Source organism: Streptomyces sp. NPDC102274, assembly GCF_044766385.1.
Lineage (GTDB): Bacteria > Actinomycetota > Actinomycetes > Streptomycetales > Streptomycetaceae > Streptomyces.
Genome location: NZ_JBIWLW010000002.1, coordinates 264768 through 284143, shown reverse-complemented (window position 1 = coordinate 284143; position 19376 = coordinate 264768). Strand labels below are relative to the sequence as shown.

General features: G+C 69.9%; 13 protein-coding genes and 1 tRNA gene. 2 read left to right on the top strand and 12 right to left on the bottom strand.

The annotated features are described in order from the left end of the window. Positions 1 to 83: 83 nt before the first annotated feature. Positions 84 to 314: a hypothetical protein gene (locus tag ACIRQP_RS03700; RefSeq protein ID WP_361305856.1), complete on the bottom strand. Its 231-nt coding sequence runs from the start codon at positions 312 to 314 to the stop codon at positions 84 to 86. Between the two features lie 96 nt (positions 315 to 410). On the opposite strand from ACIRQP_RS03700, the gene ACIRQP_RS03695 reads away from it, so the two are divergent. Together ACIRQP_RS03695 and ACIRQP_RS03690 are read left to right on the top strand one after the other, a co-directional pair. Beyond that, complete coding sequence (locus ACIRQP_RS03695; protein ID WP_403882819.1) at positions 411 to 1091, top strand: transcriptional regulator; 681 nt, start codon at positions 411 to 413, stop codon at positions 1089 to 1091. After that, on the top strand, positions 1088 to 2689 hold the full coding sequence (locus tag ACIRQP_RS03690) for a tyrosine-type recombinase/integrase (protein WP_403882816.1): 1602 nt from the start codon (positions 1088 to 1090) through the stop codon (positions 2687 to 2689). The genes ACIRQP_RS03695 and ACIRQP_RS03690 overlap by 4 nt, the downstream gene beginning before the upstream one ends. A 128-nt stretch (positions 2690 to 2817) precedes the next feature. Here the strand turns inward: ACIRQP_RS03690 and ACIRQP_RS03685 are convergent. The 11 genes from ACIRQP_RS03685 to ACIRQP_RS03635 all read right to left on the bottom strand — a co-directional run bounded on the left by ACIRQP_RS03685 (position 2818) and on the right by ACIRQP_RS03635 (position 19368). Next, positions 2818 to 2891: transfer RNA gene (locus ACIRQP_RS03685), tRNA-Thr, on the bottom strand. Between the two features lie 97 nt (positions 2892 to 2988). Then, positions 2989 to 4542: an alpha/beta hydrolase gene (locus ACIRQP_RS03680; protein ID WP_403882813.1), complete on the bottom strand. Its 1554-nt coding sequence runs from the start codon at positions 4540 to 4542 to the stop codon at positions 2989 to 2991. A 195-nt stretch (positions 4543 to 4737) separates the two neighbouring features. Next, complete coding sequence (locus ACIRQP_RS03675; RefSeq protein ID WP_403882810.1) at positions 4738 to 5943, bottom strand: DNA polymerase III subunit delta'; 1206 nt, start codon at positions 5941 to 5943, stop codon at positions 4738 to 4740. Positions 5944 to 6103: 160 nt separating this feature from the next. Beyond that, positions 6104 to 9601 carry a dTMP kinase gene (gene tmk / locus ACIRQP_RS03670; RefSeq protein WP_403882807.1) on the bottom strand — a complete coding sequence of 1166 codons (3498 nt, stop codon included), beginning with the start codon at positions 9599 to 9601 and terminating at the stop codon, positions 6104 to 6106. Positions 9602 to 9724: 123 nt separating this feature from the next. Then, on the bottom strand, positions 9725 to 12574 hold the full coding sequence (topA, locus tag ACIRQP_RS03665) for a type I DNA topoisomerase (RefSeq protein ID WP_403882804.1): 2850 nt from the start codon (positions 12572 to 12574) through the stop codon (positions 9725 to 9727). 395 nt (positions 12575 to 12969) lie between these two features. Beyond that, a complete protein-coding gene (locus ACIRQP_RS03660) occupies positions 12970 to 13167 on the bottom strand; it encodes a hypothetical protein (RefSeq protein ID WP_403882801.1) in 198 nt (65 codons plus the stop codon). Positions 13168 to 13353: 186 nt separating this feature from the next. Further along, entirely contained in the window at positions 13354 to 14862 is a 1509-nt protein-coding gene (locus tag ACIRQP_RS03655) for a methyltransferase (protein WP_403882798.1), read from the bottom strand. 141 nt (positions 14863 to 15003) lie between these two features. Beyond that, entirely contained in the window at positions 15004 to 15591 is a 588-nt protein-coding gene (locus ACIRQP_RS03650) for a small secreted protein (RefSeq protein ID WP_403882795.1), read from the bottom strand. A 212-nt stretch (positions 15592 to 15803) separates the two neighbouring features. Next, the gene (locus ACIRQP_RS03645) at positions 15804 to 18215 is read right to left on the bottom strand and encodes a sodium-translocating pyrophosphatase (protein WP_403882792.1); all 2412 of its coding nucleotides are present in this window, start codon (positions 18213 to 18215) and stop codon (positions 15804 to 15806) included. Positions 18216 to 18464: 249 nt separating this feature from the next. Further along, the gene (locus ACIRQP_RS03640; RefSeq protein WP_403882789.1) at positions 18465 to 18914 is read right to left on the bottom strand and encodes an ATP-binding protein; all 450 of its coding nucleotides are present in this window, start codon (positions 18912 to 18914) and stop codon (positions 18465 to 18467) included. A 100-nt stretch (positions 18915 to 19014) separates the two neighbouring features. Next, positions 19015 to 19368, bottom strand: a complete 354-nt coding sequence (locus ACIRQP_RS03635) for an STAS domain-containing protein (RefSeq protein WP_003967428.1) — start codon at positions 19366 to 19368, stop codon at positions 19015 to 19017. Positions 19369 to 19376: the final 8 nt, after the last annotated feature.

Sequence of the window (19376 nt, the reverse complement as noted above, 5' to 3'; positions counted from 1 at the left end):
ACGGACAGTACGTCCACGCCCCGACACAGTCCAGCGTTTCTGTGTCAGCTCAGCGCAGAAGCGTCTGCTATGGGCTCGGGCGGTCATGCGGCCAGGCCGAGCAGGTTCAACAGGTCGGCGGTCACGACGCGGTACGCCTTGCCCAGGCGCAGGACCTTGCAGGGGTACTGGCCGCGCTTGGCCAGCTCGTAGCCCTTACTTCGCCCCAAGCCCAGCGCCCGGTTGCCGGTGTCCAGGTCGACGGCGGCGGGCAGGGCCAGCAACTCTTCTCGCGTCATGCCCTTGGGCTGCTCCGCGGTCTCGTTGTCGCGCATCCAGTTTCTCCGTCCATGAGTGAGCCCTCGGCGAACGCGGCATCACGTCCGGCTCCAGGCGATCACTAACCATCATCGGGAAGCTAATGTGTCCTCATGACACAACGCGGTTTTGATCCTGGTGATGACGAGGACGACGTCCCCGAGTGGGTGGATCAGGTGATGGCCACGGTGGCCGCCGAGGTCCGCAGACGAAGGAAGGAGTTGCGCATGAGCGCCCAGAACCTGGCCGACCGCTGCGCGGAGATCGGCCACCCGATCCCGCGCAACGTGATCGCCAACATGGAATCCGGCCGCCGCGCCAGCCTGCCCCTGGTCGACGTCCTCGTCCTCGCCGAAGCCCTGCGGACCTACCCCATCTGCCTGCTCTACCCCGTCGGCTACGTCGACCGAGTCCAGCGCCTGCCCCTTCAGCACTCCGACCCGACATGGGACGCCATGCGCTGGTTCACCGGCGACAGCGAGGACTTCGGCATGGAAGACGACATGCTCCGCTCCTTCCGCGCCCACGTCCGCCACCAGCGCGCCGCCCTGGCCGCCCTGAAGGGCGAGAAGCACGAGCGCTGGAAAGCCGAGACGGCACCCAACCAGGCCGAACGCGAGGAAGCCGTCCTCGCCCAAGCCGACTACGCCGAAAGGGTGTGGGAAGCCAAGTACCGGCTCCGCAGCGCCCGCGCCTTCATCCGCGAAGACGGCGGCACACCACCGCACCTGCCACCCGAACTCGCCGACGTCGACCCACCCGTCGGCGACACCACAGAGGAGAATGATCTTTGAAGGGCTCCACCCACCGCCGCTGCTACTGCCGCGACGCCCACACCGGTAAGCCGCTCGGTAAGCAGTGCCCGAAGCTCTCCAGCCGCAAGCACGGCTCGTACTCCATACGCCAGGAACTCCCGCCCCGAGAAGACGGCACCCGCCGCTCCTTCAGCCGCGCCGGCTACGACTCCCTCAAGGCGGCCCAGGCCGACCTCGACCACATACGCGCCCTGCTCGGCCTCGCCGACACCGACGACCCCGAGGGCATGGCACAGATCGCGGCCATGCTGGAGGAGGTCGGCGACGAGAAGTCGCCACTGCCCGATGTCGAGGAGACCCGACGGCGCCTGAAGTCCGGTCAGGACCTGATCGGCCGCCTGACCGTCAGCGAGTGGCTCGACCGATGGCTCGACGGCAAGCGCATCCGCAAGTCGGGACTCAGCCGCTACGAGACCGATATCCGGTTCCATCTGAAGCCCCGGATCGGCCACCACCGTCTCGATCGGCTGCGCGTGAGCCACCTCAGCGACATGTTCACCGCCATCGCCGACGCCAATGCCGAGATCCTGGAGCAGAACGCCCAGCGCCGGGCCGCGGTCCAGGAGTTGGCCACCGTGGCGTGGAAGGGCACGGACAACCGTGCCCACCGCAAGGTGATGAAGACGGCGATCGACGCCATGCCCCCGTTCCGGCGTGTGACCGGTCCGGCTACCCGGCTGCGTATCAAGGCCACGCTGCGGTCTGCGCTGAACGACGCGATCGGCCAGCAGATCCTCACCTTCAACCCGGCAGCACACGTCGAGCTCGACCCCGTGCGCAAGCCGAAGGCCCTGGTGTGGACCGACGCACGGGTCGCCAGGTGGGAGCAGACGGGCGAGAAGCCCTCCCCCGTCATGGTCTGGACGCCCGAACAGACCGGCGCGTTCCTCGACTTCCTCGCGGAGGACCGGCTGTACGCGATGTGGCACCTGATCGCCTTCCGCGGCCTGCGGCGGGGCGAGGCATGCGCGCAGCCCTGGTCGGAGACCAACCTCGACGACCACTCCCTGACCGTCTCCGCCCAGCTCGTCCAGGACGGGTGGGAGGTCGAGACCTCCGAACCCAAGACGGACAGCGGCTTCCGCGTGGTCGCGCTCGACGACGACACCGTCAACGTCCTGAAGCGGCACCGCGAACAGCAGGACGCGGACCGCGAGGAGTGGGGAACGGCCTGGGTCGAGACCGGCATGGTCTTCACCCAGGAAGACGGCTCCTGGCTCCATCCCGGAAAGGTGACCGACCTCTTCGAGCGCCTCGTCGCCGCCTCCGGACTCCCGCCGATCCGGCTGCACGACCTCCGGCACGGCGCGGCCACGCTCATGCTCGCCGCCGGCATCGACGTGAAGATCGTGTCGGACACGCTCGGGCACAGCGACACCCGCATTACGCGGGACATTTACCAGAGCGTCCTGCCACAGGTCGGCAAGAACGCGGCCGAGGCCACCGCCAAACTGGTCCCGCTTCAGCGCAAGACCGCGGCGGAGGAGGCCCGTAAGGCCGCCAAGAAGGCCAAGGACAAGGCAAAAGCCGAGGCCAGGACCAAGAAGAAGGGCAACCGGAAGAAGCCCAAGAAGTAGGGCACCGGACCGCTCCGCTCACGCATCGCTCACGCAAGCCGTCTCGCGGCACCCCGGCCGCGTGACGCGTCATGCCCCGAAAAAGGAAAAACCCCAGGTCACGGCGAGTGAGTCCCAGGGTTTTCCGGAGCCGCCTTCGGGATTCGAACCCGAGACCTACGCATTACGAGTGCGTTGCTCTGGCCAACTGAGCTAAGGCGGCGCGCCTTCCGCACCATGGTGCGATCAGCAGCACGCCAAAGTCTACACAGTTTTGGAGGGTGCTCCGCACACCCCTCCTGCGGGGGTCTTTCCGCAGGTCAGGAGCACTTCTTGCCGTCCGTCGGGGGCGTGCCCTCCAGGAGGTAGGTGTTGATCGCCGTGTCGATGCAGTCGCTGCCGCGGCCGTACGCCGTGTGGCCGTCGCCGTTGTAGGTGAGGAGCCTGCCGGAGGAGAGCTGGGCGGCCAGGGACTGGGCCCACTTGTACGGGGTCGCCGGGTCTCGGGTGGTGCCGACCACGACGATCGGGGCCGCGCCCTTCGCCTCGATGCGGTGCGGGGTGCCGGTGGCCTTGGTGGGCCAGTAAGTGCAGTTCAGGGAGGCCCAGGCCAGACCCTTACCGAAGACCGGGGAGGCCTGTTCGAAGGAGGGGAGCGCTTGGGTGACCTCTTCGGGGCCGTTGAAGGCCGACGGGAGGTCCAGGCAGTTCACGGCGGAGTTGGCGTACATCAGGTTGGCGTACGAGCCCTCGCTGTCGCGCTCGTAGTACGAGTCGGCGAGGGAGAGCAGGGCCGCGCCGTCGCCCTTCATGGCGTCGGCGAGGGCCTGGCGGAGCTGGGGCCAGGCGGACTCGTCGTACATCGCGGCGATCACGCCGGTCGTGCCGAGGGACTCGCTCAGGGGGCGGCTCTCGCCTGTCGGGACAGGTTTGGCGTCCAGTGCGGTGAAGAAGGTCTTCATACGGTTCGAGACGTCGGCCACGGACTTCGTGCCCAGGGGGCAGTCGGGCTGTTTGACGCAGTCCTCGGCGAAGGACCGGAAGGCGGTCTCGAAGCCCGCAGTCTGGTCGCGGTTCAGTTCACGGGCGGGGAGGGACGGGTCCATCGCGCCGTCGAGGACGAGGCGGCCGGTGCGCTTCGGGAACAGCTCGGCGTATGTCGCGCCGAGGAAGGTTCCGTACGACGCCCCGACGTACGAGAGCTTCTGGTCGCCCAATGCGGTACGGAAGATGTCCATGTCACGGGCCGCCTCGACCGTGGACACATGCGGGAGGATCGTGCCGGAGCGCTTCTCGCAGCCCTGGGCGAACTTCTTGAAGGACGCGGCCAGCTTCGCGGTCTCGGCCTGGTCGTCGGGCGTCTGATCGACCTGGGTGTACGCGTCCATCTCCTTGCCCGTGAGGCATTCGACCGGCTCGCTGCGCGCGACGCCGCGCGGGTCGATGGCCGCCATGTCGTACTGGGCGCGGACCTGGGCCGGGTAGCCGATGCCCGCGTACGCCTGGAGGTAGCCGATGGCCGAGCCGCCGGGGCCGCCCGGGTTGACCATGAGGGAGCCGAGGCGCTTGCCGGGTCCTGTGGCCTTCTTGCGGGAGACGGCCAGATCGATCTGGGTACCGTCCGGCTTCGTGTAGTCGAGCGGGGCCTTCATCGTGGCGCACTCGAAACCGGGGACTCCGCACGCGCGCCACTTGAGCTTCTGCTCGTAGTACTTCTTCAGCGTGGCGGGATCGATGGACACCGCGCCGGAGCCCGCGTCCGCATCCGAAGTCGATGCCTCCGACGAAGAACTGCCGGAGCTGCAGCCGGAGATCAGCAGACCGGCCGCCACGAACGCGGTGGCGGTGAGACGGAACAGGCGCCTGGTGTCCATTCAGGGAGCCTAGCCGCCGAATCGCGTACGCCGCCTGTCGATGCTCGTACGGGTGATCCCCCCGGATTCTCCGGATTCCCGATTCCCCGCCTTCTCCGGCGTCTCCGGCGTCTCCGCCTTCTCCGGCAATCGGCCCGCTCGGACGGTCAGGCTGTCCGTGCCCCGTACGGCCAGGCTGTCCGCGGCCCCGTGCCGTCAGCCCGCCCGCAGCGAGACCGCCATCGCCTCCACCGCCAGCAGCGGCGCCACATTACGGTCCAGAGCCTGGCGGCAGGCGACGATCGCCTCTATCCGGCGCAGGGTCCGTTCGGGCGTCGAGGCACGGGCCACCCGGTCCAGCGCGTCCCGTACGTCCCCATTGGCGAGGGCGACGCGCGAGCTCAGCTGGATGGCCAGCACATCGCGGTAGAAGCCGGTCAGATCGCTGAGGGCCAGATCCAGACTGTCCCGCTGCGTACGGGTGGAACGGCGCTTCTGGCGGTCGGCCAGCTCCTTCATCACGCCCGCCGTGCCCCGGGGCATCCGGCCGCCCGCCGAGGCACCGAGCGCCGCCTTCATGTCCTCGGTCTCTTTGACGTCGACGTCTTCTGCGACCTGCTTGGCGTCCTCCGTGGCGGCGTCGATCAGCTCCTGTGCCGCCCTGAGGCAGCCTCCGATGTCGTCCACCCGCAGCGGCATCTTGAGGACGGTGGCGCGACGGGCCCGCGCCCGTTCGTCGGTGGCAAGACGGCGGGCCCGGCCGATATGTCCCTGGGTGGCGTTGGCGGCGGCATGGGCGGCCTCGGGCTCGATACCGTCGCGCCGGATCAGGACATCGGCGACGGCCTCCACGGGCGGAGTACGCAGCACGAGGTGGCGGCAGCGCGAACGAATCGTGGGCAGGACGTCCTCCAGGGAGGGCGCGCAGAGCAGCCAGACCGTACGGGGGGCAGGCTCCTCCACCCCCTTGAGCAGGACGTTCCCCGCGCCCTCGGTGAGGCGGTCGGCGTCCTCCAGCACATTGACCTGCCAGCGTCCGCCGGCCGGCGAGAGCTGGGCGCGGCGGACCAGCTCACGGGTTTCCTTCACGCCGATCGACAGCAGATCGGTGCGGATGATGTCCACATCGGCGTGCGTACCGATCAGGCTCGTATGGCAGCCGTCACAGAACCCGCAGCCCGGCTCACCGCCGAGCGCCCGGTCCGGGCTCGTGCACTGCAGGGCGGCGGCGAAGGCGCGGGCCGCGGTGGACCGGCCCGAACCGGGCGGCCCGGTGAACAGCCAGGCGTGCGTCATCTTCGACGCCTCCGGCGGCTCGGTGCCCGCGGCCTCGGCGGTCACCCGCGCGTCCGCGTCACGAGCGGCGGCGGCGAGCGTCGTCCGAACGCGGTCCTGTCCGACCAGGTCGTCCCATACGGTCATGCGCCGTCACCACCTCCATGCCATGTGCGGTCCCACCTGCGCGAGCGCCGGATCCCATTGTGGGGCCGAGGTCTGACAATCCGGCCCGGGTCCGAGATTCCGGCCCGGGTCTGACGACTCCGGCCCGGGTCCGAAGGCCCGGACCGGAGTCCGACAGTCCCTAGCTGCGGCGCCTGCCGTCGCGGTCGTCGCCGTCGTCGTGCGGGCCGAGCAGTTCGTCCGCCAGGCTGGGAAGGTCGTCCAGCGGAGTCTCCTCCGCCCAGTCGGAGCGCCGGCGCGGGCGCTCGGGCGTACGTCCCTGACCACCCTCCGGATGCGCCTCCGGGTTGACCTGCGGCAGCTCTCGCGTGCGCTCGTTGCCGCCCTCGGCGGGCGACGGCGGCGCGTCCTCCCGGAAGAAGCCCCGCGGCACCCGGTCGGCCGGACCGGCGTTCTGTGCGGGCGGGAATACGGCGGTCTCGTCGGCCGCGCGAGCGTCCCGGCTGCCCCCCGAGTCACCCGTACCCCGCGCGTCGCCGTGCCCGTCGTCCCGTACCGGCCGGAGCGCCGTCGTCTCGTCAACCGCCCGGTCCGCACGATCCGCCCGGTCCGTGCGCTCACCTCGGTCCGTACGCTCGCCCCGGTCACCCCGGTCACCCCGGTCACTTCGTTCACCCCGGTCAGCGGGCCGATCCGGATCCGGCACCTGCGGAATGACGGCCGTCTCGTCCGGATCCGCCGGACGTACCGCCGGAACCTCCTGCGTCACCTCGTCCGGCGCGACCTCCGGCTTCTTGACGAGACGCGTGGGGACCGTGATCTCGTTCGGAGAGACCCCCGGGGCCGCCGGGGCCGCCGCCGAAGCCGCCGCGTCCGCCGACTCCTCCGCCAGCCGCCGCGCCTCCTCGGCCCGGAGCAGCGCCTCCTCCGCCTTGCGCTGCTTTTCGCGGCGGCGCTCCTCCGCCTCCGCCCGGAGCCTGGCCTCTTCCTGAGCCTGCCGCCTGAGGCGCGCCTGCTCCGCCTCGTACGCCCGCTCCTCGGCCTCGCGCCGCTGCCGCTCCTCCTCGGCCTTCTTACGCGCCTCCTCCGCGCGCTGCCTGGCCTCCTCCGCCTGCCGCTCGGCCTCGCGCTGCCGCGCCTCCTCCAGCTCGCGGCGCTTGCGCTCCTCCTCCTCGGCACGGAGCTTGGCGAGCTGCGCCTGGCGCTCGCGCTCCAGCCGCTCCTCCTCCGCCTTGCGCGCGGCCTCTTCCTCCGCCCTGCGGCGGGCTTCCTCGATGGCCGCCTTCCGCGCCTCTTCCTGGGCCTTCACCTCGGCCTCGGAGAGCGGCAGCATCTGGTCGAGCCGGTGCCGTACGACCGTGGTGACCGCCTCCGGCTCCTGGCCGCCGTCCACCACCAGATAGCGGGTGGGATCGGCGGCGGCGAGGGTGAGGAAGCCGGACCGTACCCGCTGATGGAACTCCGCGGGCTCGGACTCCAGCCGGTCCGGCGCCTCCGTGAACCGCTCGCGCGCCGTCTCCGGGGAGACGTCGAGCAGCACTGTCAGATGCGGTACGAGCCCGTCCGTCGCCCAGCGCGAGATACGGGCGATCTCGGTCGGCGAAAGATCACGGCCCGCGCCCTGGTAGGCCACGGACGAGTCGATGTAGCGGTCGGAGATGACGATCGCGCCGCGCTCCAGCGCCGGACGGACGACCGAATCGACGTGCTCGGCCCGGTCGGCGGCGTACAGCAGTGCTTCGGCGCGGTTCGACAGACCGGCACTCGACACATCCAGCAGGATCGAGCGCAGCCGCTTGCCCACCGGGGTGGCACCCGGCTCGCGCGTGACCACCACTTCATGGCCCTTGGCCCTGATCCAGTCGGCGAGTGCCTCGACCTGAGTCGACTTTCCGGCGCCGTCGCCGCCTTCTATCGCGAGGAAGAAGCCGGTCGCCGCCGGGGCCTGCGCCGGGTCGGCACCGCCGCGCAGCGCGTCACGCAGATCGCGACGCAGCGGCACACCGGACCGGTCGTCCGTCTTGGCGAGGACGACGGCCGCCACGGGCAGCAGCAGCGCGCCGACCAGTATCAGCGTGAAGGCCCCTCCGTCGTGCGCGAAGACGAAGTTGCCACCGGAGAGGCGGTGCGGGCCGATGGCCGCCGCGACGAGGGGGGCGATGACCACGCCGAGCCCCACAAAGACCCTGACTACAGCCTGTAGGTGATCGGTGACCTGACTACGACGGTACTCCTCCGTCTCCAGGTCGATAAGGGTGTGTCCAGTATTCGCCGCGACACCGGCCGTGAAGCCCGCGAGCACCGCCAGGAACAGCACGGTCGCCATGTCCGGAACGAGGCCCATGACGAGCAGCGCGATACCCGTGACCGCGATCGCCAGCGCGAACAGCCGGCGACGGGACAGCGCGGGCAGCACCTTCGCGGCGCCGCGGATGCCCAGCCCCGTACCGCCGGTCAGGGCGAGGACGAGGAGGGCGAAGGCCGCGGGACCGCCTCCGAGGTCCTTGGCCTGGAGTATGGCGACACCCACGGCGGCGGCGACAGCACCGGCGAGCGTGCCGCACGCGAGGACGAACAGCGGCACCGCGCCCGTACGCCCCTTGTCCTGGCCGCTGTCCTGGCCGCCGCTGCCGCCGGATCCCTTGCCGCTCGCGCCGCGAACGGACCGGCGCAGCCCTTCGAGCGGGGAACGTGGGCGAGGCGTATGGCCGTCGGGCAGTTCGAGGAAGTAGAGGGTCGAGACCGACGCGGCGAACAGCCCGGCCGCGACATACGAGCCGAGGGCCGCCTGATGCAGCGAGAACCACTCGATGCCCGTGCCCAGCAGATTGCCGATCAGTGTGGCGACGAGCAGGACCGCGGCGGCGGCGGGAACGGCGGCGAAGGACGTACGGAGGGACAGTCGGCGCAGCGCGTCGAGGTGGTCGGGCAGCGGGCGTACCGCGGCGCCCTCCAGCGGCGGAGCCGGCAGCAGGGCCGGAGCCGCGCTCTCCTTGGCGACCGTCCAGAAACGCTCGGCGACACCGACGACGAAGACCGTGCTGAGGAGGATCGGCAGGGCGCGGTCGGGGGTCCAGTCGAGCCACAACGGCGCGACGATGAGGAGCGCGAGGCGCAGTACGTCCGCGACGATCATCGTCCAGCGACGGTCCAGCGGGCCGCCGTCCCGCGCGGGCTTCGCGGACTGGCCCGCTGTGCCCGCGCCGGACGTGGCAGGCTTGACCGCCGTGGCCCCCGATGCCTCAGGCACCCCGGGCACACCAGGCGTCTCAGAGCCTCCGGCGACGCCGGCCGCGTCCGCCGTCTTCGTGGTCTTGTTCTTGGTCTTGGCCCCGGCCCCGCCGCTGGGCGCGATCAGCGCCGTCAGCGGCCCGAGGAGCACCGCCCCGAACAGCAGCGTGGCCAGAACCCGGGCCCCGAACACGGCGGCGACGGCGAACGCCACACCCCGGTATCCAGCACCGAACGAGCCCTCGGCGATCGCCGCCTGCAACGACAACAGCAGAAGCACGAGTACGGCGAGTACGTCGCCGATCCCGCCGACGAACTGGGCACCCCAAAGCCGCCGCAGCGGTGGAAGGCGCAACAGAGATCGTACGGCGCGCTCTCGTGAGTCTGCGGCAAGTGCGTCGGAGTCGGAGGTGGGGCTCACGACCGTTGGCTGCTCGGCTCGCGTCATCCGCCCAGCCTATCGGGAGCCGGTGACAACCCTGGAGCCCCATCCGAACAGAGAACGGGGAAGTGGAGAAGTCTCCGCGCCGCCGCCTCCGTCCCCGCGACTCGACTACCTCAACCCAGCTGCCTATTCGTCCGACTTCGCCGACGATGCCGACGCCGCCGACGACTTCGCGGCCGTCTTCTTCGCCGTCGTCTTCTTCGCCGCCGTCGTGGCGGTCGTCGTCTTCGCGGCCGCCTTCTTCGCCGTCGTCGCCTTCTTGGCGGGGGCCTTCTTCGCCGGAGCCTTCTTCACCGCCTTCTTCGCGGTCTTCTTGGCTGGCCCCTTCGCGCGCTTCTCCGCGAGCAGTTCGTAACCCCGCTCCGGAGTGATCGTCTCGACGCTGTCGTCGGTCCGCAGCGTCGCGTTCGTCTCGCCGTCCGTGACGTACGGGCCGAACCGCCCGTCCTTCACCACGACCGGCCGCTCGCTCACCGGGTCCGTACCCAGCTCCTTCAGCGGCGGTTTGGCCGCGGCGCGGCCCCGCTGCTTGGGCTGGGCGTAGATCGCTAGCGCCTCTTCCCGCGTGATGTTGAAGAGCTGGTCCTCGTTCTCCAGCGACCGCGAGTCCGTGCCCTTCTTCAGGTACGGGCCGTACCTGCCGTTCTGCGCGGTGATCTCGACGCCCTCGGCGTCCGTGCCGACCACTCGCGGCAGCGACATCAGCTTGAGGGCGTCGGCGAGCGTGACCGTGTCCAGGGACATGGACTTGAAGAGCGAGGCGGTGCGCGGCTTGACCGCGTTCTTGCCGGTCTTCGGGGTGCCGTCCGGCAGGATCTCGGTGACGTACGGTCCGTAACGGCCATCCTTCGCCACGATCTGGTGGCCGGTCTCCGGGTCCGCGCCCAGCTCGAAGTCACCGCTCGGCTTGGCCAGCAGTTCCTCGGCGTACTCGACCGTCAGCTCGTCGGGCGCCAGGTCCTCCGGCACATCGGCGCGCTGGTGGCCCTCCTCGTCCTTCTCGCCACGCTCGACATACGGGCCGTACCGCCCGACGCGCAGCATGATCCCGTCGCCGACGGGGAACGAGGAGATCTCCCGGGCGTCGATCGCGCCGAGGTCCGTGACCAGTTCCTTGAGGCCGCCGAGGTGGTCGCCGTCGCCGTTCCCGGCGCCCGACGCGACCCCCGCGTTGTCGTCGCCCTCGCCGAAGTAGAAGCGCCGCAGCCACGGCACGGCCTGGGCCTCGCCCTGCGCGATGCGGTCGAGGTCGTCCTCCATCTTGGCCGTGAAGTCGTAGTCGACCAGCCGGCCGAAGTGCGTCTCCAGCAGGTTGACCACGGCGAAGGAGAGGAAGGACGGGACGAGCGCCGTGCCCTTTTTGAACACATAGCCGCGGTCGAGGATGGTGCCGATGATCGAGGCGTAGGTCGACGGACGGCCGATCTCGCGCTCTTCCAGCTCCTTGACCAGCGAGGCTTCGGTGTACCGGGCCGGCGGCTTCGTCGCGTGGCCGTCCACCGAGAGCTCCTCGGCGGAGAGTGCGTCGCCCTCCGCGACCTGCGGCAGCCGGCGCTCGCGGTCGTCCAGCTCCGCGTTCGGGTCGTCCGCGCCCTCGACGTACGCCTTCATGAAGCCGTGGAACGTGATCGTCTTGCCGGAGGCGGAGAATTCCGCGTCCCGGCCGTCGGTCGACCTGCCACCGATCTTGACGGTGACGCTGTTGCCGACCGCGTCCTTCATCTGCGAGGCGACGGTCCGCTTCCAGATCAGCTCGTAGAGCTTGAACTGATCGCCGGTCAGCCCGGTCTCCGCGGGGGTACGGAAGCGGTCGCCCGAGGGACGGATCGCCTCGTGCGCCTCCTGCGCGTTCTTGACCTTGCCCGCGTACGTTCGCGGCTTGTCCGGCAGATAGCTCGCCCCGTACAACTGCGTGACCTGCGCACGGGCCGCCGAGATGGCGGTGTCCGAGAGGGTTGTCGAGTCCGTACGCATATAAGTGATGAAGCCGTTCTCGTACAGCTTCTGCGCGACCTGCATCGTCGACTTCGCCCCGAAGCCCAGCTTGCGCGAGGCCTCCTGCTGGAGGGTCGTCGTACGGAAGGGGGCGTACGGGGAGCGGCGGTACGGCTTGGACTCGACCGAGCGCACGGAGAAGGAGGAGTTCGCCAGGGCGGCGGCGAGCGCCCGCGCGTTGGCCTCGTCCAGATGCAGCACCTGGTCGGACTTGAGCCGGCCGTCCGGACCGAAGTCACGGCCCTGGGCGACGCGCCGGCCGTCGACCGAGTTCAGCCGGGCGACCAGCGAGGACGGGTCGGAGGCGTCACCGGCGCGGCCGGTGGAGAACGTGCCGGTCAGGTCCCAGTACTCGGCGGAACGGAAGGCGATGCGCTCGCGCTCGCGCTCGACGACGAGCCGGGTGGCGACGGACTGGACCCGGCCCGCCGAGAGGCCGCGCATGACCTTCTTCCACAGAACCGGCGAGACCTCGTAGCCGTAGAGGCGGTCGAGGATGCGGCGGGTCTCCTGGGCGTCGACCATGCGCGTGTTCAGCTCGCGCGGATTGGCGACGGCGGCCCGGATCGCGTCCTTGGTGATCTCGTGGAAGACCATCCGGTGGACCGGGACCTTGGGCTTCAGGACTTCCTGGAGGTGCCACGCGATGGCCTCGCCCTCGCGGTCCTCATCGGTGGCGAGGTAGAGCTCGTCGGATTCGGCCAGCAGCTCCTTGAGCTTTCTGACCTGGGCCTTCTTATCGGCGTTGACGACGTAGATCGGCTGGAAGTCATGCTCGACGTCCACGCCGAGGCGGCGCACCTCGCCGGTGTACTTCTCGGGCACCTCGGCGGCGCCGTTCGGGAGGTCGCGGATGTGCCCGACGCTCGCCTCGACGACATAGCCAGGGCCGAGGTAGCCCTTGATCGTCTTCGCCTTGGCAGGCGACTCGACGATGACGAGTCGGCGGCCGCCGTGTGCGGTCTCGCTGGTCGGGGACAACTTCGCTCTTCTCTCCGGTCGACGCTCGGTGGGCCCGTACGGCAGTACGGCAGTACGCCTTGGCGGGGCCCGGTACGGCCCAGCGGTGACGCTGCTTCGCTGCGGAGTGTGACGGTACAACCCGCCCCCGTGTCAAACGGCGAAAGCCCGCAACGGCCACTCGAACGGTAACCCGACTCCAGTCATTCCTGCCGCCCGGACCCCCGGGCTCGTCGCGTCGGAACGCGGAGGCAGTGATTCCGCCGGGGTACGCGGCGACAGTTCCGGATCAAGGTCCCTCGGCGCGTCCGGCGCAGGTCCGGCGGCCTGCCGGAGCCGCACAGAGGCCTTTGTCGATCATGGCCGGAGGTTCCGGTCCGGCTTCCCGAAACCGGGCCCGGACACGTCGGGAGCCCTCAGATACGACCGAAGCACCACACGCCGAGCGCGAGAAAGACCACGCCGGAGAGTGTCGCGAGCGTGATGGACGCCGCAGGCCGTACGCCGTGGGCCACCGGTGCGCGGTGCAGCAGGCGCGCCCCCGTCCATAGCAGCAGCGCGCCGCCGAACAGCGTGAACGCCGTCCCCGCGAAGATCGCCGGCCCACTTTCCATGCCCGTACCCCGCTCACTCCGTGGGCACCCGCTCCAGGGCGCCGAGGTCTCAGGCGCCGAGGCTGGCACCCCGGGACGTCACCCGCGCGAATTCCGGGTGAACGCGGCACGCTTTCACCCGCACGCCGAGGCCGGGTGCCAGGCGGCCGACAGCCGACGGCCGAGCACCGTCGTCCCGAAGCAGCGTCATCGGGCCGCGGGCGCCGGTTCCAGGAATCCCTCCTCCACCAGCAGCCGGATCGCCTGCGGCGTACGGTCCCGAAGCAGCACCGGGTCCTCCCCCATCAGCTGACCGATCGCGTCCAGGATCCGTCCCGCGCTCAGGGTCCCGTCACAGACCCCCGCGAAACCGGCCCCGACCGCGTCGACCTCCGTGGCCCGGCGCATACCGCGGTGCTGACGGAGCACCACATGCTCCGGGTCCTCGGCGCCCGGCAGTCCCACCTGCTCCTGGACCACCTCCGGCGCCAGTACGAAATGGCCGGCGAGGAGCGCCGCGTCGTCGTGCGTCCGCAGATAGTCCTGGCGCTCGAAGTGGGCCCGTACGGTCTCGCCGAGTGGCTGCTCCACCGGATGCGGCCACTCCTCCACGACGATCGACGGCTCTCCGGCCGCCCTCGTCTTCCTGAGCGTGATCCAGCCGAAGCCGACGGCCTTGGTCTTACGGGCCTCGAACTCGTCCAGCCACGCTTCGTACCGCGCGGTGTACTCCTCCGGGTCGGTCCTGTGGTCACCGCTGTCGCGCAACCACAGCTCGGCGTACTGCGTCACGTCCTGGACTTCGCGCTGCACGATCCAGGCGTCGCAGCCGTGCGGCACCCACGAGCGCAGCCGCTGCTGCCACTCCTCCCCCTCCACGTGCTGCCAGTTGGCGAGGAAGTGCGCGAACCCGCCGTCGTTCAGCCGCTCCCCGGCCTGTTGAACGAGCGTGCGGCACAGATCGTCCCCGCCCATCCCGCCGTCGCGGTAGGTGAGCCGGGCTCCGGGCGAGATGACGAACGGCGGGTTCGAGACGATCAGGTCGTACGTCTCGTCCGCGACCGGCTCGAAGAGCGAGCCCTCGCGCAGCGCGGCGGCGGCGGCGCCGGAGAGGGCCAGGGTCAGCCGCGTGAAGCCGAGCGCCCGGGGGTTGAGGTCGGTGGCCGTGACGCGGGTGGCGTGCTGGGCGGCGTGCAGCGCCTGGATACCGGAGCCGGTGCCGAGATCGAGCGCGCTCCCGACCGGTGTACGTACGGTGATCCCGGCCAGGGTCGTCGAGGCGCCGCCGACGCCGAGCACCACCCCCTCGTCATGGCCGCCCGCGCCCGAGGCACCGCCGACCGCGCAGCCCAGGTCGGAGACGATGAACCAGTCCTGCCCCTCGGGCCCGCTGTACGGCCGCACATCCACCGTCGCGTGGATGTCGTCACCGTCCTGTGCGACCCAGCCGTCGGCCAGCGCCTCGTCCAGCGGCAGGGCGGCCGCCGCGCGCTCCTCGGGGACGGCACGCTGGAGCAGGAAGAGCCGTACGAGCGTTTCGAGCGGGGTGTCGCCGGGGGTGGCGCGGAGCGCGGGCACGGTCTCGCTGCGAGCCAGCGCGGCATAGGCGGGTGCGCCGAGCAGGTCGAGCAGGCCGTCGGCGGTGAAGTCGGCGGCGAGCAGGGCCGCACGGAGTCGGGGCGAGTGGTCGGGCGCGGGAAGGCTGGTCGTACTCACCCCCTCATTGTGGCGGCTGCCACTGACAACGGCCCGCGGCCCGGACCCTCCGTTCGGGGGGGACCGGGCCGCGGGCCGCGTGCGAGCGCGTTCCGGAGCGGCCTGAAGCGCCTGAGGGCGTCCAGGAGCCGATGCCGTGGGTTACGACCCGGCCGCCGGGGAGGCGGTCCCGCCGGCCGTCGCCGGCGGCCTCTGGCAGCCGGCCTGCTTCGCCATCGCCTTGCCGACATCCCCGGACTGAAGCTTCTGGAGCGCCTGGTCACCGCTCTTGCCGAGCTTGTCCAGCTCGTCGGCGACACCCTTGAGGCCGTCGGCGAAGTCCGCCTGGTCCTTGATGTTGAGCGCGTCGACCTTCGTCTTGAGACCCGCGTACGCCGTCGCGGTGGCGTTGAGTTCCTTGACGGCCTCCTGCTGGGTCTTCTCGCCGTCCGTGATGGGCGGGGCGCCCGCGCCGTCCACGGCGGAGCCCAGCGCCTTGTAGGCGTCGGAGATGGACTGGAAGGCGGCCGAATCGGCCTTCTGGACATCAGCGGGCTTGCTGCTGTCGGAGGTCGCCTGCTGGATGGAGGTGTTGGAGTTCGCGATATTCGTCAGCTGAGGCTGAACCTGGTCACAGACCTTCTTGGCCCAGGCGTTCACCTTTTCGTCGCTGTCATCACCACTGCAGCCGGACAGCGCCATGAGCAGCACCGCACCGCCGGACAGCGCGGCCACAAGCTTCTTGTTCACCGGATGGGTCCCTTCCAAGGCTCTCGGCCCCGGAACATACACGCCAAGTGGGCGACAACCGTGTACCGAACGTCCCGTTAATACCTTTTTTCAACCATTTACACCAAGGGAGAGACACCTCACGCCGGGCGTACGCCTTCCATGGCCGACGCGAGCGGGCGAGCGGCGCGTCACTCCGCGCCACCCGCCCGCTCCTGGACATTCCGCAGCTGTCAGGAGGCCGCCACCGGGTCGGGCGACTTCTCGCTCCCGCCGCCGGAACCGCCGCCGCCGCCCTCACCTCCGTCGTCCACGGTGACCGAGCGCCGTTTGGAGACATAGACCGCGCCGATGATGACGGCGAGGGCGAGCACCGCCACCAGCGCGCGGACGCCGGCGCTGGCGTCGGCTCCGTAACTGAACTGCACCACCGCCGGGGCGATGAGCAGCGCCACCAGGTTCATCACCTTGAGCAGCGGGTTGATGGCGGGGCCCGCCGTGTCCTTGAACGGGTCTCCCACGGTGTCCCCGATGACCGTCGCGGCGTGGGCCTCACTGCCCTTGCCGCCGTGATGGCCGTCCTCGACGAGCTTCTTGGCGTTGTCCCAGGCACCGCCCGAGTTGGCGAGGAAGACGGCCATCAGCGTGCCCGTACCGATCGCGCCGGCCAGGAAAGAGCCGAGCGCGCCCACGCCGAGCGAGAAGCCGACGGCGATGGGGGTGAGGACGGCGAGCAGTCCGGGGGTGGCCAGCTCGCGCAGCGCGTCCTTGGTGCAGATGTCGACCACCCGGCCGTACTCCGGCTTCTCGGTGTAATCCATGATCCCGGGGTGCTCACGGAACTGTCGGCGCACCTCGTAGACCACCGAACCGGCCGACCGCGAGACCGCGTTGATCGCCAGCCCCGAGAAGAGGAAGACGACCGCGGCGCCCAGGATCAGCCCGACCAGGTTGTTGGGCTGCGAGATGTCCAGACTGAGCGTCAGCTCGCCCGCCTTGGCCCCCACATCCACGACGGCCGTGGCGATGGCGTCCCGGTACGAGCCGAAGAGCGCCGACGCGGCGAGTACGGCCGTGGCGATGGCGATGCCCTTCGTGATGGCCTTCGTGGTGTTCCCCACGGCGTCGAGGTCGGTGAGCACCTGCGCGCCCGCGCCCTCGACGTCGCCGGACATCTCGGCGATGCCCTGGGCGTTGTCGGAGACGGGACCGAAGGTGTCCATGGCCACGATGACGCCGACGGTGGTGAGCAGACCGGTGCCCGCCAGGGCCACCGCGAAGAGGGCGAGCATGATCGACGTACCGCCGAGCAGAAACGCCCCGTAGACCGCGAGACCGATCAGCAGCGCCGTGTAGACCGCGGACTCCAGACCGATGGCCACCCCCGCCAGCACGACGGTGGCGGGGCCGGTCAGAGCGGATTTGCCGATGTCCTTGACCGGGCGCCGGCCGGTCTCGGTGAAGTAGCCGGTGAGCTGCTGGATCAGGGCCGCCAGCACGATCCCGATGGCGACCGCGAGCAGGGCGAGCACCCTCGGGTCACCGCTGTGCGTCAGGATCGCCTGGTCCGTGACCCCGTCGAGCTCGGCGTACGAGGACGGCAGGTAGACGAAGGACGCCACGGCCACCAGCGCGAGCGAGATCACCGCGGAGATGAAGAAGCCCCGGTTGATGGCGCTCATCCCGCTGCGGTCGGCGCGGCGCGGGGCGACCGCGAAGATGCCGATCATCGCGGTGATCACCCCGATCGCGGGGACGATCAGCGGGAAGGCCAGCCCGAAGTCCCCGAACGCCGCCGTGCCGAGGATCAGCGCGGCGACGAGCGTCACCGCGTACGACTCGAACAGGTCGGCGGCCATGCCCGCGCAGTCGCCGACGTTGTCGCCCACGTTGTCCGCGATCGTCGCCGCGTTGCGTGGATCGTCCTCGGGGATGCCCTGTTCGACCTTGCCGACCAGGTCGGCGCCGACGTCGGCCGCCTTGGTGAAGATGCCGCCGCCGACTCGCATGAACATGGCGATCAGCGCGGCGCCGAGGCCGAAGCCCTCCAGCACCTTGGGGGCGTCGGCGGCGTAGACGAGGACCACGCAGGAGGCACCGAGCAGACCGAGGCCCACCGTGAACATGCCGACCACGCCACCCGTACGGAATGCGATCTTCATGGCTTTGTGCGAAACGGCCGTGAGATCTTTCTCCGGCTCGCCCTCAGCCGGTGTCGCCTCACGCGCGGCGGCCGCCACCCGCACATTGCTGCGTACGGCCAGACGCATGCCGATGTAACCGGTGGCCGCCGAGAAAAGCGCACCCACCAGGAAGAACAGCGAACGTCCCGCGCGTTGTGACCAGTTGTCGGCCGGCAACAACATCAACAGGAAGAACACCACGACGGCGAATACGCCGAGAGTGCGCAGCTGCCGTGCCAGATAGGCATTCGCGCCTTCCTGTACGGCGGCCGCGATCTCCTTCATCGAATCAGTGCCCTCGCCGGCCGCCAGCACCTGGCGCACCAGCAGCTGGGCAACGAACAGCGCCGCCAGCGCGACGACCGCGATGACGATCACGATGACGCGGTTGTCATCCGTGAGTATCGCGACTGCGAGAGAAGTGGGGTGCTCGGACAGTTGTGGTTGGAAGTGCCCCGCCATTCGTCCTCCTTGACGCTCAGCGTTCAAGATGGACGGATTGTAGGGAGCGGAACCCGATCAAAACAGAGCACGCCACATGCAATTGACCTTGACTTATCGAATGACCTTGGAATGGGTAATGGGATAAGCGCGTTAATTGGTGATCGATAATCCGATGGAAAATAGAAAGACCCTGCTCAGCAGGGCCCTCCTTGAGAATGGATCACCGGCTCCCCGGCCGGCTGCCCGAAAGGGCCGGTGGTAGCGCCGTCAGGGCAGCGCGACGGCCGAGGCCGTCGGCCAGCTCATCCGGATGACGCCACCGTCGTCGCCCGAGGTGACTTCCACATCGTCGACGAGCCCGCTGATGACCGCGAGACCCATCTCGTCCTCGCCCTCGGCATCGCTCTCGTGGGAATCACCCGGCGCCGCGCCGTCGCGGGCTTCGCCGTCGGCGGCACCGCCGGCGGCCGTGACGCCGTCGCCCACCTCGATGGAGAAGGCTTTCTCCTCCTCGTTCAGCACGACTCTCACCGGGGCGGTGATGCCATGGCTGCGGTGCAGCCCGACCGCCCGGCTGCACGCTTCACCGACCGCGAGTCTGACCTCGTCCAACACAGCTTCATCGACGCCTGCCCGGCGAGCCACGGCGGCCGCCACCAGACGGGCCGTTCTGACATGTTCGGGCTGGGCGCTGAAGCGGAGTTCAACGGTGGCCATGCGATCCCCCTCGAACGTACGAGCGTGGAAACTCACGGGCGCGGGCGCCGGGCATCACGCCCGGTGCCTCTGCCCTCTCCTCCGGAAGACGCGGTCGACCTCAGTCGGTGGCCGCTACGGCCTCGTCGACCGTGGTGTGGATCGGGAACACCTTGGTGAGGCCGGTGATCCGGAAGATCTTGAGAATGCGCTCCTGGTTGCAGACCAGACGCAGCGAGCCCTCATGGGCGCGCACACGCTTCAGGCCACCCACGAGCACGCCAAGTCCGGTCGAGTCCAGGAAGTCCACACCCTCCATGTCGACAACCAGGTGGTAGCTGCCGTCGTTCACCAACTCGACCAACTGCTCGCGCAGCTTGGGCGCGGTATACACATCAATCTCGCCACCGACCTCGACGACCGTACGGTCGCCACCAGGGCCGGACACATTGCGAGTCGACAGGGACAGGTCCACGGATCCTC